Here is an 18073-nt window from a genome sequence, read left to right on the forward strand (position 1 = left end):
CATTTTGACGGGCAGCCCCATATTCAGAGCGCTGTCCATTCAGATAACGGAGCGGTCAGGATGACCGAGTTTACCCCCATAGCCTCACTCGCCGGTGGCGCGCTGATCGGTCTTGCCGCAGTGGTGCTTATGGCCTTCAACGGCCGGGTGGCCGGCATGACGGGCATTCTGTCAGGCCTCCTTCCCCCACAGGAAAACGCGTGGCATTGGCGCGCCGCTTTCATCATCGGCGCCATCGCCGCGCCCCTGTTTCTGATGCTGAGCGGTGCGGCAATCCCCTTCCAGGTGCCCGTCTCCACCGCCGCGCTCGTCATCGGCGGTGTTCTTGTCGGCGTTGGTGTCACTTTCGGCAATGGCTGTCCGAGCGGGCACGGTGTCTGCGGCATTTCGCGTGGTTCCATCCGATCCATCGTTGCCGTCATCACCTTCATGGCCACCGCCCTCATCACCGTGTTCATCATCCGCCACGTGATCGGAGGCTGATCGATGAAACAGCTCGTCGCAGCCCTCATCGCCGGCCTTCTGTTTGGTGCCGGCATCGCGCTATCGGGCATGATCAATCCCGCAAAGGTGCTGAATTTCTTCGATCTCGCGGGCACCTGGGATCCAAGCCTCGCCTTCGTGATGGGCGGTGGGCTTGCGGTCGCGGCCCTCGGCTACCGCCTCCTCTTCGGCGCGCGCGAAAAGCCCTTTTTTGCCGAGCGTTTCCAGCTTCCGACGCGAAGCGATCTCGACCCGCAGCTGATCGGCGGTGCCGCCGTATTCGGCATTGGCTGGGGCATTGCCGGCTTCTGCCCGGGTGCGGCGATCCCGGCCCTTGGGCTCGGCTATTCGGACACGATCGTGTTCCTCGCCTCGCTCATCGCCGGCATTCTCGTTGCCAAATCCCTCAAACGGCGCTTCTTTGCCGCCGGTTAACGCGTCACTCTGTGAGGAAAACCATGGATATCAAGAAAATTTCGGACGACTACGCGGTATCCCCGCAGATCGCGCCGGAAGACATCGCCGCCATCAAGCAGGCCGGATATAAGAGCATCGTCTGCAACAGGCCCGATGGTGAGGACGCCGGACAGCCCACGGTCGAGACCATATCAAAGGCCGCCGAAGAAGCGGGCCTCGCCTTCCGCCATGTGCCGGTCGTTTCCGGTGCGATGACAATCGATGAAGTCACGGACATGGCCACCGCCCTCAGGGAACTGCCGGGCCCTGTCTTCGCCTATTGCCGCAGCGGCACCCGCTCGGCCAATCTCTACGGCATCATTCAGGAGCGCGGTCTTTAATCCGTCAAAGGCCGCCCTGATGCGCCGTCAGTAGAGCCAGCGCATCAGGAACAGCGAGATCGCCGGGAACAGTGTCAGGAGCGCCACGCGCAGAATGTCGCTGATCACGAAGGGCATCACGCCGCGATAGGTCGCCGAAATCGGCGTGTCCTTTGCCATGGAGTTGAGCACGAAAAGGTTCATACCCACCGGCGGCGTGATCAGCCCCACCTCCACCACGATCAGAACGAGAATGCCGAACCAGATGGCAAACTCCTCCGCCCCCAGACCGAAATCGAGGATCGTGACGATCGGGAAGAAGATCGGGATCGTTAGCAGGATCATGGAGAGCGAGTCCATAACGCAACCGAATACGAGATAAAGCAGCAGGATCAGCGTCAGCACCATCCACGGGCTGTAGCCCTGCTCGCTCACGAACGCCGCCATCTGCTGCGGCACCTGCGCCAGCGCCAGAAACGAGTTGTAGAAGCCGGCCCCCAGCACGATGAAGAAGATCATCGCCGTGGCGGTTGCCGTGGCAAGGATCGATTCCACAAAGGTCTCGCGGGTCAGTCCGCCATTGACGAGCGCAATCAGCCCGGTGCCGGCGGCCCCCACGGCAGCGCCTTCCGTTGGTGTGAAAACGCCAAGATAAATGCCACCGACCACCGCCAGAAACACCACCAGAACGGGCCAAACATCAAGCAGCGCCCGCATCCGTTCCGAATAGGGCGCACGCTCTCGCGTACCGGCAGAGTCCGGCCACAGCCGCACATAGATCGAGATCGCCAGCATATAGCCGAAGGCAGCCAGCACGCCTGGCACGAAAGCGGCGACGAAAAGCTTGGCAATGTTCTGCTCGGTCAGGATCGCATAGATGACAAGGATGACCGATGGCGGAATGAGAATGCCAAGCGTGCCGCCTGCCGCGAGCGTTCCCGTGGCCAGTGCACCCGAATAGCCATAGCGGCGCAGCTCGGGCAGCGCCACCTGGCTCATGGTTGCAGCCGTTGCCAGCGACGATCCGCAGATCGCGCCAAAGCCCGCACACGCACCCACAGCCGCCATGGCAACACCGCCGCGCTTGTGCCCCATCCAGGTTTCAGCCGCCTTGAACAGCGCCCGCGACATGCCGCCCAGCGTTGCAAACTGCCCCATCAGCAGAAACAGCGGAACGATGGAGAGCGAGTAACCGGAAAAGGTGGAGTAGGTTTCGTTCTTCAGCTTGGCCAGCACAGGCGTCACATTGCCGAACACGATCCAGCTTCCGCCAAGCCCGCACAGAAGCATGGCAAGACCGATGGGCAAGCGCAGAAAAATCAGAAGAAGCAGAAGCGGAAAGGACCAGAGGCCGATTTCAAGATTGGTCAATGGATGCTCCCCTGTCCGGGCTCCGGCATCGGTGTGCCCACCTTCAGTTCGCGATAGCGCACCAGGATCATGTAGAACGACACGATCACCGCAATGACTGCGGCCAGCAGACAGGCTGCATAGGGCCACCATAGCGGAAACTGGAGAATGAAGGTGGTCTCGTTGTAGCTCAGCTTGTCAAGCATGCCGTAATAGAGCTGAAGGGCGATCAGCACGAGAACCAGCGTCATGATGATCTCGGTCACCAGGTCGATCATGTGGTTGACGCTGTCCGGCAGAAAGGTGGTGAAAATGTCCACCGTGGCATGGCCACGATTGAGCTGACACCATGGCAGGAACGCGAAAACCGCAAAGCCAACACCCGCCTGAACCAGTTCAAAATCGCCGGGCAAGGGTCCAAGGCCAAAACGCACCAGAGCGCGGCCGGTGATGCTCGCCACGGTCATGATGATGACGGCCGCCAGAACGATGCCGCCCAGAATGGCCATCACTCTGGCCAGCCAGACAACGATGATCGATAATCTCATGCCCCGTCCCGTTCCATGGCTTTCCTGCGAAATTTTCTCATTCCCGCGTCGGGTTCGAAAACGTTAGCCAGCGGTTGCCGCATTCGCAAGCGTGGGTCCCGACACAAAACCGTTTCCAAAAAACGGGGCAGGCCTTGCAGCCCGCCCCGTCTCTTGTAGCCGGTTCAGCCTCACTGATTGGTATATTGGTCGATCAGGGCACGGGCCTCGTCGATCAGCATCTGACCGTCGATCCCCTTGTCCTTCATCTCCGCCACCCACTGTTCATAAACGGGGGCAGCTGCCTCTTTCCAGGTTTCCGTGTCTTCAGCGCTGATCTCGATAATGTTGTTGCCGCGATCAACCGCGATCTTTCGGCTGGGAACATCCGCGCCCGCCTGTGTTCTGCCGGCAAACGCCGCAAATTCCTGACCGGAATTATCGTCCAGCACCTTTTTCAGATCGTCCGGCAAGCTGTCATACTTCGCCTTGTTCATCGCCAGAACAAAGGTGGTCGTGTAAAGGGCGTGATCGCCGCCGAACTCCGTGTGGTTCGATACGAGCTCAGGCACTTTCAGCGCCGGCGTGACTTCCCAGGGGATTACGCATCCATCGATCACGCCTTTGGAAAGCGCCTCGGTGATCTGCGGCACCGGCATGCCGACCGGCGTCGCGCCAAGCTGGCCAAGCAGCGAGTTGATGATGCGCGTGGGTGCGCGGATCTTCATGCCCTTCAGATCCTCGAGATTCTCGATCGGCTCCTTGGAGTGAAGCATGCCAGGGCCATGAACCCAGACACCCAGAACATGTGTGTCCTTGAACTCGGTGTCCTTCATGTGCTTCTCGAACAGATCCCAATAGGCACGCGAAGTCGCCTCGGCATTCGTCATCATGAAGGGGAGTTCGAACACTTCAGTCGAGGGGAAACGACCCGGATTGGAGCCCGGCAGCGTCCATACGATGTCGACGATGCCGTCACGCGCCTGATCGTAGAGCTGCGGCGGCGTGCCGCCGAGCTGCATGGCCGGATAGCGCTCGATCTTGATGCGCCCGCCCGATTCCTGCTCCACCTTGTCGGCCCAGGGATCGAGCACCAGCTTCGGCACATTGGCCTGCGGCGGCAGGAACTGGTGCAGCCTGAGCGTCACCTCCTGCGCGAATGACGAAGCCGAAGCCCCGATAAGCCCGGTTGCTGCGACAGCAGCCGCCAGGGCCAGTTTTCTGACGGAAAATGGTTTCATGCTTCTCCTCCCGATTGCATGTCCCGAAACGTCGGTGATGACGCTCTATATTCTGCGGCAGGACCGCGCCCGGTCTCTCCAAGCCCTGCGCGACCGCCTGAGAGCCGAGTATCCACTGGAATCCCGCCTCCCGTCCACCGAGACTTTAGCGGAAATTATGTAACAATAAAGAGGCATTTCCGGCCATATTCGTAACAAAAAAACATCAAAGCGGCAGGGCACCGGTTTCCTTGAGTGTTTCGAGCACGATGGCACTCTTCACGTGCTGCACTGAATCGTGCGGGAGAAGCACACCGTTGACGAACTCCGACAACGATTTCAGGTCGGGCGTCACCACTTTGAGAATATAATCCATTTCACCGGTGAGCGCGTGCGCTTCCTGCACTTCCGGCAGCCGTGCCAGCAGCTCACCGAAACGACGCGCATTGTCGGGATTGTGTGTCGCCAGCGTCACGGTGATGATATTGACGAGCGGGAAGCCCAGCCTGTCCCGATCGAGCATGGCCGCATAGCCGCGGATGTATCCCTCTTCCTCCAAACGCTGACGGCGGCGCGAACATTGCGAGGGCGAGAGGTTCACCCGTTCCGAGAGATCGTTATTGGTCAATCGCGCATCCACCTGCAAGAGAGATAATATCTTGCGGTCATAACCATCAACACGCGCATCAGCCATGCAATACTCCTCTTATATGCATGATAAGTGCGCATTTCTCCCAAAATACGACCCACAATGCAAGCCGTGTGCGGCCCAGGAGGCGTAAAATGTGTCCATGACGTGTGAACACGTCCAAATGTTCTCAGACGAGGAGGATTGAAGCCATGGGTCCGTTCCCGCACGATGCACCACCACCCAGGATCAGCGAAGAAAACCCCGCCGGCACTGACGGGTTCGAATTCGTCGAGTTCGCTCATTCGGAGCCGGAAAAACTCGCCGAACTGTTCACCAAAATGGGCTACACCGAAGTCGCCCGACACAAGACAAAGAAGATTTCCGTCTGGCGGCAGGGCGACATCAATTATATCGTCAATGCTGAGCCCGGCAGCCACGCCATGCGCTTTGTCGAGGATCACGGCCCATGCGCGCCCTCCATGGCCTGGCGTGTGGTCGACGCGAAACACGCTTTCGATCACGCGGTCTCAAAGGGTGCCGAGCCTTATGAAGGCGATGACAAAACACTCGACGTGCCCGCCATTGTCGGCATTGGCGGCTCGCTCATCTACTTCATCGACACCTATGGCGAGAAAGGCTCGGCCTACGACGCGGAATTCGAATGGCTGGGCGAGAAAAACCCGCGGCCTGAAGGCGTCGGCTTCTACTACCTCGATCACCTCACCCACAATGTCTATCGCGGCAATATGGACAAATGGTGGGATTTCTACCGCGAGCTCTTCGGCTTTTCGCAGATCCACTATTTCGACATCGATGGCCGCATTACGGGCCTCGTCTCCCGCGCGATTACCTCGCCTTGCGGCAAGATCCGGATACCGCTCAACGAGTCCAAGGACGACACGAGCCAGATCGTCGAGTATCTGAAGAAGTACAAAGGCGAAGGCATCCAGCACATTGCGGTGGGCACCGATGGCATCTACGACGCCACCGACAGGCTCGCCAACAACGGGCTCAAATTCATGCCTGGCCCACCGGAAGTTTACTACGAGAAGAGCTTCGACCGTGTGCAGGGCCATGACGAGCCAATCGAGCGCATGAAAAAGCACGGAATCCTGATCGACGGCGAAGGCGTGGTGAATGGCGGCGTGACCAAGATCCTCCTGCAGATCTTCTCGAAGACCGTCATCGGACCGATCTTCTTCGAGTTCATACAGCGCAAGGGCGACGAAGGCTTCGGAGAAGGCAATTTCCGCGCCCTCTTCGAAAGCATCGAGGAAGACCAGATACGCCGCGGCGTCATCAAGGTCGACGCCGCCGGTTAGCCCACCCGGACAATGCCGGGAAACAAATAAGAAAGGCCGTCTCAAACGGCCTTTTTTATTTGCCGACTATATTAAATACAGGAAAAATACACCCGGCGACCACGATTACTCCTATAAAAAACATGAAATCGTTCAAAACCTTTACTCAATATTACCTTTTTTGACGTGACGGACGGCGCGATGATGTTTCCTGGCCAAAAAGGTAAGGAGCGCAACATCATGCTAAGGGCATTAGGACAGGTGTCACGCCGCGAACTCCTGACGATGATCGGTGCAGCCGCCGGCAGCGCCGCCCTCTATCAGGCTATGACGACGCTTGGACATGCCCAGCCATCCCCGTATCAGGGTCCAGTCAAGCTCCAGGGCGACCCGGGGACGGTAAAGGTTCTCATTCTCGGTGCGGGCCTGGCCGGAATGGTGGCTGCGCTGGAATTACGGGCGGCCGGCTATGAAGTCGAGGTGCTCGAATACCGGGAGAAAGCGGGGGGCCGGTGCTGGACCTTACGTGGTGGCGATACCTATACCGAGCTTGGCGATTTTCGTCAGGATATCGGGTTTGCCGAAGGCAATTATTTTAATCCTGGGCCTTGGCGCATTCCCCATCATCATCACGCAATTCTGGATTACTGCCGGCGTCTTGACGTCAAACTCGAACCTTTCATTCAGAAAAATCACAACGCCTATCTCCACTCCACCACCGCATTCGGCGGCAAACCCCAGCGGTTTCGAGAGATCGCTACGGATTTTCGTGGTCACACCTCCGAGCTACTCGCGAAGGCCGTCAACCAAGGCAATCTCGACGAGATGGTTAGCCAGGAGGACAAGGAGAAGCTTCTCGAAGCCCTGCGCACAAACGGAATGCTCGACAAGGACTTTGGCTACGTCAAAAGCCAGCACACCAGCGAATTCCGCGGTTTTCAGACATGGCCAGGCGGGGGCGCGAAACCAAATCCTATCCCCTCCGATCCGATCGCGCCGGGCGACATTCTTCAATCAGGCCTGTGGAGATGGCTGGGTGTAGCGGAAACGGTCGATCATCAGGAAACCATGTTTCAGCCGGTCGGTGGCATGGACATGATCGCCCAGGCGTTCGAACGCGAGATCAAGGATCTGATCCGCTACAATGCGAAGGTCACCTCCATCAAACAGGATGAGACCGGCGTCACCGCCATCTATCAGGACATCAGCACCGAAGGAGAGCCCCTGGAAGCCCGGGCCGATTGGTGCATCTGCACCATCCCGTTTTCCATACTCGGGCAGATCGAGAACAATTTCTCAGACGGGATAAAGAGCGTGATCGACAAGGTTCAGTACGCCGGTGCCGTCAAGATCGGGCTCGAGTTCAACCGTCGTTTCTGGGAAGAGGACGAGCATATCTATGGCGGCATCTCTTACACGGACCTCCCCATCGCACTGATCGGCTATCCGTCGAGTGATTATCTTTCCACCGGTAAGGGTGTTCTCGTCGGCGCTTATAATTGGGATACAGCAGCCTACCAGTTTGCCTCTATGTCCCCGGAAGAGCGCATCAGCAAGGCTCTCGAGGATGGCGCGATGATCCACCCGCAATACCGCAAGGAGTTCTCCAGCGGCGCAAGTGTCGCATGGTATAGGGTGCCTTGGGCGCTCGGTTGTTACGGTGTCTGGGACGACAGGGAGGCAGACTATACCCAAGCGACCGCCCTGGATGGGCGCACCCTGATGGCCGGCGAGCACCTCTCTTATCTGCCGGGATGGCAGGAAGGTGCCATTCTTTCAGGGCTCGATGCGATTTCGCGCCTCCATGCCCGGGTCATGAGCGGTTGATCCCCTTTAAAAAAAGGAGCCTGCCATGCAATTGAAAAGCAAAGCGCTTTGCATCGCCGCTTCAGTGTTTTTCGTGCCGCCATCGCATAGTGAGGAAGCCGCATTCTTCGGCGACCGTGAGAAAATAACCGTTACCGGCGGTGAAAACATTTACAAGGCCATTTGTCAGGGGTGTCATATGCCGGACGGCAAAGGCGCCAGCGGCGCCGGCCGCTACCCCTCACTGGCAGAGAACAAAAACCTGGAACATCCAGAGTATGCGATTTTCGTCATCAAGAGCGGGCAGAAAGCCATGCCGGCAATGGAAAACCTGCTCAGCGATCAGCAAATCGCTGATGTGGTCGCCTATATCCGAACCAACTTCGGCAATGATTATTCCGGAGAGGTCAGTGTGGATCAGATCGCTCCACCCTGGCCCTGATGGTTGACGTACGAGCGCCCATCCATCCCTCTCGCCTATTTCTCTTGCGCCGCCTTCAAGACGGCGTGGATCACCCCCAAATCACCCACCTGGTTGGCCAAAAGCAGCACCAGTTTTGCGTTGAGGTGTGCGCTTTCCTCAAAGCTCAGCCCCTCATGCGCCTTCATCAGCGCCGCATAGAAATCATCGCCTGCCGGTCCCAGCCGGTCCTGGCCGATCTCGCTTTTCTCCATCTCATTCCCTCCCCATCGCCCGGGTCATGGCCGCGGCGATCTCATGTGCGTCGGGCGTCTTGAAAATTGCCGCGACATGCTGGTCCGGCCGCACCAGATAGAGCAGCCCCGCGCCGTAGCGGGCGGCAACAGCGCCTTCGCAATCCTCCACATATGCCAGGCCATCCATGCCTCTCCCGCCGGGCCTTGTTACCTGCACCACGTGCAGCCCCGCCGGCAGACCAAGCGGTGGTTCGCAATCGACCGCCAAAAGCACGAAGCCGCCACCCGTCTCACCGAGCAACCAGGAAGGCTTCCCACCTGCCAGCACCGGCGCATCGGCAAGCGCCATGCCCGGCGCAAGCGGCCCCTCGCCCTGCCATTCTGTCTGAAGCCGGCATCCCTCCAGCGAACAGGGCTTTGAAAGCCTGCCCGAATTCACCAGCCGCCGCGCGAAATCGTGCTTTGCCGAAAGGGCCAGAACACTGTCGCGGAAGATGCGCTCCATCCCGCTCTTCGGCGTCATGAAAGAGGTCGAGCGCGCCGAGTGGAGAATGTTCTCATCCGCACCCAGAATGCGCTCTTCGTCGTAGGTCGCAATCAGCGAGGCCGGTGCCTCGCCCTTCACCACGAGCGCCAGCTTCCAGCCCAGATTGTCGATGTCCTGAATGCCGCCATTGCCGCCGCGCGCGCCAAAGGGCGAAACGATATGCGCGCTGTCGCCGGCAAAGATCACCCGGTCATGCACGAAGCGCTCCAGCCTGCGGCACTGGAAGGTGTAGACCGACACCCAGTCGAGTTCGAAATTCGAATGGCCGATCACTTTCTCGATGCGCGGTATGACATTCTCCGGCTTCTTTTCCTCATCCGGATCGGCATCCGGGCCAAGCTGCAGGTCGATACGGTAAATGTCGTCCGGCTGCTTGTGCAGAAGTGCGGACTGCCCGTTGTGAAAGGGCGGCTCGAACCAGAACCAGCGTTCGGAGGGAAAATCCGCCTTCATCTCCACATCGGCGATCAGAAAGCGCTCCTCAAACACCTGCCCTGCAAAGTCGAGCCCCATCATGGAGCGCACGGGCGAGCGCGCGCCATCGCAGGCGATCACCCAGGCGGCGTCCATCTCATAGGCGCCGTCCGGCGTTTCCACCCGAAGGCGCACATCGCCGCCCGTCTGCTCAAGCCCGACAACCCGGTTTTTCCAGCGCAGATCAATCCGGTCGGAAAGCTCACCCGCCCGTTCCACCAGATATTGCTCCACATAATATTGCTGCAGGTTGATGAAGGCGGGCATCTTGTGCCCCTCCTCCGGCAAAAGGTCGAAGTTCCACACCTCACGGTCGCGGTGAAAAAGCCGCCCGACCTGCCAGGTCACGCCCTTCTCAACCATGCGCTCGCCCACACCCAGCCGGTCGAAGATCTCAAGCGTGCGTTTGGACCAGCAGATGGCCCGGCTGCCCAGGGACACAACGTCGTTGTCGTCCAGCACGACCGCGGAGACGCCGCGCTGTGCCAGGTCGATCGCGGCCGCCAGCCCCACCGGCCCCGCGCCGACGATGACCACCGGATATTGCCCCACATGCCCGCCGGCAAGCTCCGGAGGCTTCGTGTATGGAAAGGGGTTGTACGCGTAACGCGGCATTGAAATTCACCCTCCCTTCAAAGCCGCTTCTCCTCAGAAAAGAAGCGGCTCATACCTCTTCCAGTTGACGACCCTCAACTCCGAGCATGAGATCGACGGTCGTAAAAAAACAGCGCCAGCGCCGCCGCCCCCTTCTCCCCGCAAGCGGGGAGAAGGTAAGGATGAGGGGCAAGCGCCGTCGGCAATCAGCGGATGCACGGCAAAACCATCCTCAATCAGGTCGCAGCCAGCCCCTCATCCCCCTGCCGGGACCTTCTCCCCGCGAGCGGGGAGAAGGAAGCCGGGATCGCGAGAGGCGCGTCCTTCAAACGTCGCGCCAGCCCGCTTCATCACGTTACCCCTGCAATGCCTCCCACATCTGCCGGTCGCGCTCTGCCGTCCAGATGCGCGGCGTGTCGATGCCGAGCGCCTCGTCATAGGCCCTCGCCACATTGAAGGGCAGGCAATGTTCGTAAATCGCATAGTCGGAGAATTTCGGATCGCACACCGCACGGCAGGCGTCCCACGCTTCCTTCAGCGTGCCGCCGCCCTGCGCCACGCGCGCCACCGGCTGATAGGTGGACATCACAAAATCGCTGGTCAGATCCAGTGCCTCATTGACCATGCCCTGCCCCACCAGCGCGCCCCCGCGCCCCGGCGCAATGGCATCGAGATCGAAGGCGCGGATTTCCTCCAGCGTCGTCGGCCAGTCGTGAAAATGCCCGTCGCCGCAATAGCAGGCCGAATGATGCTCCACGATGTCTCCGGTGAACATCACATTGGCATCGGGCACGAACGCCACGATGTCGCCAGCCGTATGCGCCCGACCAAGGAACATCAAGTCCACCCGGCGCTTGCCCAGATACACCGTCATGGAACTGGAAAACGTGGTCGTCGGCCAGGTCAGGCCGGGGATCGATTCATGGCCCTGAAAGAGACGCGGGAAGCGCACGAATTCTGAATCCCAGTCTTCCTGGCCCCGCTCCACCACCATGGAACGGGCCTTGTCGCTCATGATCACGGTCGGCGCCTTGTAGGCAGAAGCACCCAGCACACGCACGGCATGGTAATGCGTCAGCACCAGATGGCTGATCGGCTTGTCGGTGACAGAGCGCACCTTCTCGATCACCTTCTCGGCCAGCCTCGGTGTCGCCTGTGCCTCGATGACCATCACCGACTCATCGCCGATGATGATGCCAGAATTGGGATCACCCTCGGCCGTGAAAGCCCATAAATCCCTTCCGATCTCGTCAAACGAAATGGTTTTTTCTGTCAGGTCACCTGCGGATGCGAACTCTTTGGCCATAACGCGCCTTTCTCATTGACTACACTATGCCCCGACGACGACTGCCAGGGACTTCAGGATGTTCCAGGGATCAAGCGCACTGAACAAGACTGCGGACACCGCCGAAATCAGCGTCCAGGCGATCATCAGGCGGGTCAGTATCGAACCACTGTCGATCCGGTATGCCCGCCTCGAGAGCCATACATTCACGCCGATGACGGTTATCACGAAGATGAAGGACAACGTGATGCCCAGCCATTGAGGCGCGGTGGTGTAAAGCGCATCAAAAACTGACTTTAACAACCACGCCAGGATGGAAATCCCGACAAGATTGAATACCGCGAAAATAAGCGCCGTGCGCTTGAGAGGGGTCAGTGCCATTCTTTAGGGCTCCTGATATTCCTCGACGCGTTGTTCGATCGCACCGAAGATGGAATGGCCCCCACTGTCTTTCATCTCGATACGCACCGTATCCCCAAAGCGCAAGAAAGGCGTCTTCGGTTTACCGTGTGTTATCGTCTCGATCATGCGGATTTCGGCAATACAGGAATAACCGACACCACCTTCCTCGACCGGTTTGCCCGGGCCCCCATCGAGCTTGTTTGAAACCGTGCCCGAACCGATGATCGCGCCGGCGCAGAGCGGGCGGGTCTTGGCGGCATGGGCAATCAGCGTCGGAAAATCGAAGGTCATGTCGATGCCCGCATCGGCCCTGCCAAAGGGTTTACCGTTATAATCCACACAGAGCGGCAGCGAGACCTTGCCGCCATCCCATGCATCGCCGAGTTCATCAGGCGTTACCGCAACCGGCGAGAAGGCCGAAGACGGCTTCGACTGGAAGAAGCCGAAGCCCTTGCCGAGCTCCGCCGGAATCAGCCCGCGCAGCGATACGTCGTTCACCAGCATCACCAGTCGGATCGCATCCCGCGCCTGTTCCTTTGTCGCGCCCATCGGCACGTCGTCGACGATGACCGCCACTTCGCCTTCCATGTCGATGCCCCAGGCCTCGTCAGCCATGCGAATGGGGTCGCGTGGTGCCAGAAAAGCATCCGACCCGCCCTGATACATCAGCGGATCTTCCCAGAAACTCGAAGGCATCTCCGCCCCACGCGCCTTGCGTACCAGCTCCACGTGATTGACGTAGGCCGAGCCGTCCGCCCACTGATAGGCGCGCGGCAATGGCGAATGCGCATCATGCTCGTGAAAGCGTTCGGCAGGCACCGAGCCGTGCTCCAGGCTTTCGGAAAGGGCTGCCAGATGCGGCGCGATGCGCGCCCAGTCGTCCAGTGCCGCCTGCAGCGTCGGCGCAAGGAAGGATGCGTCCGTGCAGCGTGTCAGATCACGGGAGACGACAACCAGCCTCCCGTCGCGCGTTCCGTTCTTGAGCGTGGCGAGTTTCATGCAGTGTCCTTTATGCGTTGGGGGAGACGCGCAATCGGCGCAGGTCCAGCGAACCGGCGCCGATCATATCTTTTGTGGCCGCTCCGGTCGATCAGGACCAGTCGCCTTCCGGCGTGCCGTTGAAACGCTTCTTCAGATCCTTCCAGCAGTCGATGTAGTTCTCCTGCAGCGTGTCCGTTTCAGCGGCGTAGCGCGTCAGATGCTGGGGAAAGCGTGTCTCGAACATGAAGGCCATGGTCTCTTCCAGCTTGACCGGCTTCAGATCCGCCTGGCTCGCCTTCTCGAAGCCGAAGGCGTCCGGCCCGTGCGGAAGCATCATGTTGTGCAGTGAGGCGCCGCCCGGCACAAAGCCCTCTTCCTTGGCGTCATACTGGCCTTTTATCAGCCCCATGAACTCGCTCATGATGTTGCGGTGATACCAGGGCGGGCGGAATGTGTGTTCGGCCACCATCCAGCGCGGCGGGAAGATCACGAAGTCGATATTGGCCGTTCCCTCTTCGCCCGAGGGGGCCGTCAGCACGGTGAAAATCGATGGATCGGGATGGTCGAACAGGATCGCACCGACCGGTGAGAAGGTAGAAAGATCATACTTATAGGGCGCGTAATTGCCGTGCCAGGCCACCACGTCCAGCGGCGAATGATCGATCTCGGTCACATGGAACTGGCCGCACCATTTCACGAACAGCCGGCAGGGCTTTTCCTTTTCCTCATACCAGGCGACCGGCGTCTTGAAATCGCGCGGGTTGGCGAGGCAGTTCGCGCCGATTGGCCCACGATCCGGCAGAGTGAACTTGGCGCCGTAATTTTCACACATATAGCCGCGCGCCGGCCGGTCCATCAGCTCGACCTGAAAGATCATGCCGCGCGGCATGACGGCGATTTCGCCGGGCTCGATCTCGATGATGCCCATCTCGGTCTTCAGCCGCACACCGCCCTCCTGCGGCACCAGCATCAGCTCGCCATCGGCATTGAAGAAATACTCGTCCACCATCGAAATGTTGAAGGCATAGATATGGGCTGCCATGCCCACCTGCCCCTGCACATCGCCCGCCGTCGTCATGGTGCGCACACCGGAAAGGAAGTCGGTTTCCTGATTGGGGATGGGTGTCGGGTCCCAGCGCAATTGACCAAGCGCCAGTTGGTGGTCGTTCACATTGGGCGCAGATTTCCATTCATCGAAACGCACGGCCTTGAAGCGCCCCGTATGTTTCACACTCGGACGAATACGATAGAGCCAGGAGCGTTCATTCGTTCCGCGTGGAGCCGTGAAAGGAGACCCAGAAAGCTGCTCTGCATAAAGCCCATAGGCTGGCCTCTGCGGCGAATTCTGCCCCTGCGGCAGCGCGCCCGGCAGGCTCTCCGTCTCGAAATCATTGCCGAAACCCGGCATATACTGCACGGTCATACGATCCTCCATGCAAGAGGGAATTCAGGAATTGGTTGCAATCGTAACCATGGCGAATGTAACTATCAATGGAATCGGAGAGGAAACCGCGAAGGATCACAGTCTCCCATGTCTCAATCTTCCCAGTCTCAATCTTCGAAGTCTCAACCTTCGAAGTCTCAATCGACGACGCTTGCCCTTGAGAACTTCCTGCCCTATCGCCTGACCCGTCTCACCGATGCGATCAGCCGCGATTTCTCGCAGGCCTATCGTGCGCGCCTGGGTCTGACGCGGCCAGAATGGCGCACGCTCGCCACCATCGGTCAGTTCGGCACGATGACGGCAACCGAGATCGGCGCGCATTCCTCCATGCACAAAACCAAGGTGAGCCGCGCCGTCGCCTCGCTGGAGACACGCCGCTGGCTTGTGCGCACGCCCGATCCGCAGGACCGACGCGTCGAACGACTGACACTCAGCAAGACCGGCCAGAAAGCCTATGAAGACATGGTGCCCGTGGCCCGGTCCTTCGAAACGAAGCTGCTTGACCGCATGAAGCCCAAAGAGCGCGCAGCCCTGCTTGAAGGCCTTGAAGCACTGGAACGCACGACCTTGACGGAGTAGCGCTCGCATCCCATATTTATGGTCAAATTGACCAGTCAAAATGACCATCGTGATGAAAACACTGACTGCAACAGAAGCAAAATCGCGGTTCGCGGCCCTTCTTGGTGATGTGGAGCGGGGCGAGACCATACTCATCACACGTCACGGCAAGACCGTGGCGCGCATTGTCCCCGATCAGATCGAGACGGCTGCGCAAACACGCGCTGACAATGCGGTCCGGAAGCTGCGCTCCCTGCGCGACACCCTTCCCAAAACCGGAACCTCACTAGACGACATGCTTGCATGGAAACATGAGGGTCACCGCTATTGACGCGGTTCGTGCTCGATGCGTCAATTACTGCCGCCTGGCTTCTGCCCGACGAGGATCATGACCTGGCCCTGGCCGTGCAGGAAAGTCTTCTCACCTCGCAGGCCATCGTGCCGCCGATCTGGTGGTTCGAGATATGCAACCTGCTTGTCATGTGCGAGCGTCGAAAACGGCACACGCCGGCCATCACACAGACCATCCTCGATGCGCTTTTCGACCACCCCATCCTCGTCGATGACGACATCGACCCTGAGGCAATGCTACGCCTCAGCCGCGCGCACGGACTGACGGTCTATGACGCCTCCTATCTGGAGATTGCACAACGCCACGCCGTGCCGCTGGCGACGCTCGACCGCAGGCTGGCACAAGCAGCGGTCGCCGAAACGATCCCCCTGTTCGCCTCGTAAGCGGCTACCAGCTCATCACCACCTTGCCGGCCTTGCCGGAGCGCATGGCGTCGAAACCGTCGCGGAAATCATCCGCCTTGATGCGGTGCGTGATGAGATCGCGCACATCGAGCCGCGTCTGCACCAGCGCGATCATCTTGTACCAGGTCTCGAACATCTCGCGCCCATAGATGCCCTTCAGGTGCAGCATCTTGAAAATGACCTTGTTCCAGTCGATCTCGAAACCCGCCGGCGCGATGCCCAGAATGGCGATCTTGCCGCCATTGTTCATCGCGTCGATCATGTCGCGGAAGGCGGGTGCCGCGCCCGACATTTCAAGCCCCACATCGAACCCCTCGGTCATGCCGAGCTGGCGCATCACTTCCGGCAGAGTTTCGTCTGCCGCGTTCACCGTGTGCTGCACGCCAAGCTTCTTGGCAAGCTCCAGCCGGCCGGGATTGATGTCGGTGATCACCACCTTGCGCGCGCCCACGGCCTGCGCAACCAGCGCGCCCATGATGCCGATCGGCCCCGCCCCCGTCACCAGCACATCCTCGCCCACGAGATCGAAGGACAACGCGGTGTGAACGGCATTGCCCAGCGGATCGAAGATCGCCGCGATCTCGTCTGGAATGTTGTCGGGGATCGGCACCACATTGTGCTGCGGCAGAGCGATGAATTCGGCAAAGGCACCCGCGCGGTGAACACCCACGCCCAAAGTGTTGTGGCACAGATGCCCGCGGCCTGCCCGGCAGTTGCGGCAATGGCCACACACAATGTGGCCCTCGCCCGAAACGCGCTGGCCGGGCTTATACTCCGTCACCGCCGAGCCGACCTCCGTCACCTCGCCGACGAATTCATGCCCCGTCACCAGCGGCACCGGCACGGTGTTTTGCGCCCACTCATCCCAGTTCCAGATGTGCACATCCGTGCCGCAGATCGCGGTTTTCCTGACCTTGATGAGCACATCGTTCGGTCCCACCTCGGGCACCGGCACGCGCTCCATCCAGAGCCCTTCCTCGGGTCTGGATTTCACGAGCGCCTTCATCATGTTGGACATGGTCGATTATCCTTCCAAAACGAAATCTGCGATCCGCGCCCTACGCGATCACCCCAAGCTCACGCCCCACTTTCGCGAACGCCTCCACCGCGCGATCGATATCCTCGACCGAATGCGCCGCCGACATCTGCGTGCGGATGCGCGCAGCCCCCTTGGGCACCACGGGGAAGGAGAAGCCAATCACATAGATGCCCTCTTCAAGAAGCCGCGCCGCCATCTTTTCGGCAAGGGCCGCATCGCCCAGCATCACCGGAATGATCGGGTGATCTGCGCCCGCAAGCTTAAACCCGTTTTTCTCCATGCCCGCGCGAAAGCGTGCCGCATTGTCGTAAAGCCTTTTGCGCAAGGCCCCGCCGCCCGCCACCATGTCGAACACTTTTAGCGAAGCCGCCGCGATGACCGGGGCCAGCGTGTTGGAAAAGAGATAGGGCCGCGAGCGCTGGCGCAGCCAGTCCACCACCTCCGCCTTCGCACAGGTATAGCCGCCAGACGCCCCGCCCAGCGCCTTGCCGAGCGTGCCCGTCATAATGTCGACCCGGCCTTCCACGCCGCAATGCTCCGGCGTGCCGCGCCCGTTCTCGCCCACGAAACCGACCGCATGGCTATCGTCCACCATCACCATCGCATCGTATTTTTCCGCGAGATCACAAATGCCCTGAAGGTTGGCGATGATGCCATCCATGGAAAAAACGCCATCGGTGGCAATCAGCCTGAAGCGCGCGCCCTCGGCCCGTTTCAGACATTCCTCCAACTCGCCCATGTCGTTGTTGGCATAGCGATGCCGCTCGGCCTTGCACAGCCTGACGCCATCGATGATCGACGCATGATTGAGCGCATCGGAAATGATCGCGTCTTCCGGCCCCAACAGCGTCTCGAAAAGCCCCGCATTGGCATCGAAGCACGAGGAATAGAGGATCGTGTCCTCATAGCCCAAAAAGCCGGAAATCTTCGCTTCGAGCGCTTTATGCTCTTCCTGCGTACCGCAGATGAAGCGCACCGAGGCCATGCCATAGCCATAGCGGTCGAGCGCGGCCTTCGCCGCCTCGCGCAATTCCTCATTGTCGGCAAGGCCCAGATAATTGTTGGCGCAGAAATTCAAAACCGTCCGCCCGCCGCTCTCGATCTCGGCCGACTGCATGGAGGTGATGACCCGCTCGGATTTGTAAAGCCCCGCCTCCTTCAGGCCATCGAGTTCCAAGCGCAGATGGGAAAGAAAGGACGCGGTCATGAACACCTCGCGGTCGAGTGAAGACAGGCTTTCCC

21 protein-coding genes are annotated in these 18073 nt (G+C 59.8%); 9 read left to right on the plus strand and 12 right to left on the minus strand.

The window, feature by feature from the left end:
• Nucleotides 1-60: 60 nt before the first annotated feature.
• From H7H48_RS05440 to H7H48_RS05450, 3 genes are read left to right on the plus strand one after another with little or no spacing between them, the layout of a single operon-like run.
• Nucleotides 61-483 carry a YeeE/YedE family protein gene (locus tag H7H48_RS05440; RefSeq protein WP_229447765.1) on the plus strand — a complete coding sequence of 141 codons (423 nt, stop codon included), beginning with the start codon at nt 61-63 and terminating at the stop codon, nt 481-483.
• Between the two features lie 3 nt (nt 484-486).
• Nucleotides 487-918 carry a DUF6691 family protein gene (locus H7H48_RS05445; protein ID WP_229447766.1) on the plus strand — a complete coding sequence of 144 codons (432 nt, stop codon included), beginning with the start codon at nt 487-489 and terminating at the stop codon, nt 916-918.
• 23 nt (nt 919-941) lie between these two features.
• Nucleotides 942-1280 (plus strand): TIGR01244 family sulfur transferase, encoded by a 339-nt coding sequence (locus tag H7H48_RS05450; protein ID WP_229447767.1) that lies wholly within the window; start codon nt 942-944, stop codon nt 1278-1280.
• A gap of 27 nt (nt 1281-1307) precedes the next feature.
• Here H7H48_RS05450 and H7H48_RS05455 read toward each other — a convergent pair whose 3' ends face one another.
• From H7H48_RS05455 to H7H48_RS05470, 4 genes are all read right to left on the minus strand, one after another.
• Nucleotides 1308-2630, minus strand: coding sequence for a TRAP transporter large permease (locus tag H7H48_RS05455; protein ID WP_229447768.1), 1323 nt, complete (start codon nt 2628-2630; stop codon nt 1308-1310).
• Nucleotides 2627-3157: a TRAP transporter small permease gene (locus H7H48_RS05460; RefSeq protein WP_229447769.1), complete on the minus strand. Its 531-nt coding sequence runs from the start codon at nt 3155-3157 to the stop codon at nt 2627-2629. The genes H7H48_RS05455 and H7H48_RS05460 overlap by 4 nt, the downstream gene beginning before the upstream one ends.
• Before the next feature lie 170 nt (nt 3158-3327).
• The gene (locus tag H7H48_RS05465) at nt 3328-4377 is read right to left on the minus strand and encodes a TRAP transporter substrate-binding protein (protein WP_229447770.1); all 1050 of its coding nucleotides are present in this window, start codon (nt 4375-4377) and stop codon (nt 3328-3330) included.
• Nucleotides 4378-4582: 205 nt separating this feature from the next.
• Entirely contained in the window at nt 4583-5050 is a 468-nt protein-coding gene (locus H7H48_RS05470) for an Lrp/AsnC family transcriptional regulator (RefSeq protein ID WP_229447771.1), read from the minus strand.
• A gap of 146 nt (nt 5051-5196) precedes the next feature.
• On the opposite strand from H7H48_RS05470, the gene hppD reads away from it, so the two are divergent.
• The 3 genes from hppD to H7H48_RS05485 all read left to right on the plus strand — a co-directional run bounded on the left by hppD (nt 5197) and on the right by H7H48_RS05485 (nt 8536).
• Nucleotides 5197-6309, plus strand: coding sequence for a 4-hydroxyphenylpyruvate dioxygenase (gene hppD / locus H7H48_RS05475; RefSeq protein WP_229447772.1), 1113 nt, complete (start codon nt 5197-5199; stop codon nt 6307-6309).
• Nucleotides 6310-6528: 219 nt separating this feature from the next.
• Nucleotides 6529-8115 carry a flavin monoamine oxidase family protein gene (locus H7H48_RS05480; RefSeq protein WP_229447773.1) on the plus strand — a complete coding sequence of 529 codons (1587 nt, stop codon included), beginning with the start codon at nt 6529-6531 and terminating at the stop codon, nt 8113-8115.
• Nucleotides 8116-8140: 25 nt separating this feature from the next.
• The gene (locus tag H7H48_RS05485; RefSeq protein WP_229447774.1) at nt 8141-8536 is read left to right on the plus strand and encodes a cytochrome c; all 396 of its coding nucleotides are present in this window, start codon (nt 8141-8143) and stop codon (nt 8534-8536) included.
• Nucleotides 8537-8571: 35 nt separating this feature from the next.
• Here H7H48_RS05485 and H7H48_RS05490 read toward each other — a convergent pair whose 3' ends face one another.
• The 6 genes from H7H48_RS05490 to hmgA form a co-directional block, all read right to left on the minus strand.
• On the minus strand, nt 8572-8769 hold the full coding sequence (locus H7H48_RS05490) for a DUF2783 domain-containing protein (protein ID WP_229447775.1): 198 nt from the start codon (nt 8767-8769) through the stop codon (nt 8572-8574).
• A gap of 1 nt (nt 8770) precedes the next feature.
• On the minus strand, nt 8771-10387 hold the full coding sequence (locus H7H48_RS05495; RefSeq protein ID WP_229447776.1) for an FAD-dependent oxidoreductase: 1617 nt from the start codon (nt 10385-10387) through the stop codon (nt 8771-8773).
• Between the two features lie 334 nt (nt 10388-10721).
• The gene (locus tag H7H48_RS05500) at nt 10722-11672 is read right to left on the minus strand and encodes an MBL fold metallo-hydrolase (RefSeq protein WP_229447777.1); all 951 of its coding nucleotides are present in this window, start codon (nt 11670-11672) and stop codon (nt 10722-10724) included.
• Between the two features lie 24 nt (nt 11673-11696).
• Complete coding sequence (locus H7H48_RS05505; RefSeq protein WP_065816258.1) at nt 11697-12032, minus strand: hypothetical protein; 336 nt, start codon at nt 12030-12032, stop codon at nt 11697-11699.
• A gap of 3 nt (nt 12033-12035) precedes the next feature.
• Nucleotides 12036-13052: a fumarylacetoacetate hydrolase family protein gene (locus H7H48_RS05510; protein WP_229447778.1), complete on the minus strand. Its 1017-nt coding sequence runs from the start codon at nt 13050-13052 to the stop codon at nt 12036-12038.
• 91 nt (nt 13053-13143) lie between these two features.
• On the minus strand, nt 13144-14457 hold the full coding sequence (gene hmgA, locus H7H48_RS05515; protein ID WP_229447779.1) for a homogentisate 1,2-dioxygenase: 1314 nt from the start codon (nt 14455-14457) through the stop codon (nt 13144-13146).
• 108 nt (nt 14458-14565) lie between these two features.
• Here hmgA and H7H48_RS05520 point away from each other — a divergent pair, with 108 nt between their 5' ends.
• From H7H48_RS05520 to H7H48_RS05530, 3 genes are read left to right on the plus strand one after another with little or no spacing between them, the layout of a single operon-like run.
• Complete coding sequence (locus tag H7H48_RS05520) at nt 14566-15057, plus strand: MarR family winged helix-turn-helix transcriptional regulator (RefSeq protein WP_229447780.1); 492 nt, start codon at nt 14566-14568, stop codon at nt 15055-15057.
• 52 nt (nt 15058-15109) lie between these two features.
• Nucleotides 15110-15367, plus strand: coding sequence for a type II toxin-antitoxin system Phd/YefM family antitoxin (locus tag H7H48_RS05525; protein ID WP_229447781.1), 258 nt, complete (start codon nt 15110-15112; stop codon nt 15365-15367).
• Nucleotides 15364-15771: a type II toxin-antitoxin system VapC family toxin gene (locus H7H48_RS05530; RefSeq protein ID WP_229447782.1), complete on the plus strand. Its 408-nt coding sequence runs from the start codon at nt 15364-15366 to the stop codon at nt 15769-15771. The genes H7H48_RS05525 and H7H48_RS05530 overlap by 4 nt, the downstream gene beginning before the upstream one ends.
• Before the next feature lie 4 nt (nt 15772-15775).
• Here the strand turns inward: H7H48_RS05530 and tdh are convergent, their stop codons facing one another.
• Nucleotides 15776-16810, minus strand: a complete 1035-nt coding sequence (gene tdh, locus H7H48_RS05535; RefSeq protein WP_229447783.1) for an L-threonine 3-dehydrogenase — start codon at nt 16808-16810, stop codon at nt 15776-15778.
• Nucleotides 16811-16850: 40 nt separating this feature from the next.
• On the minus strand, nt 16851-18038 hold the full coding sequence (locus H7H48_RS05540; protein WP_229447784.1) for a glycine C-acetyltransferase: 1188 nt from the start codon (nt 18036-18038) through the stop codon (nt 16851-16853).
• Between the last annotated feature and the right edge of the window lie 35 nt (nt 18039-18073).

The sequence above is a fragment of the Nitratireductor sp. B36 genome (assembly GCF_020833685.1).
Taxonomy (GTDB): Bacteria; Pseudomonadota; Alphaproteobacteria; order Rhizobiales; family Rhizobiaceae; genus Nitratireductor.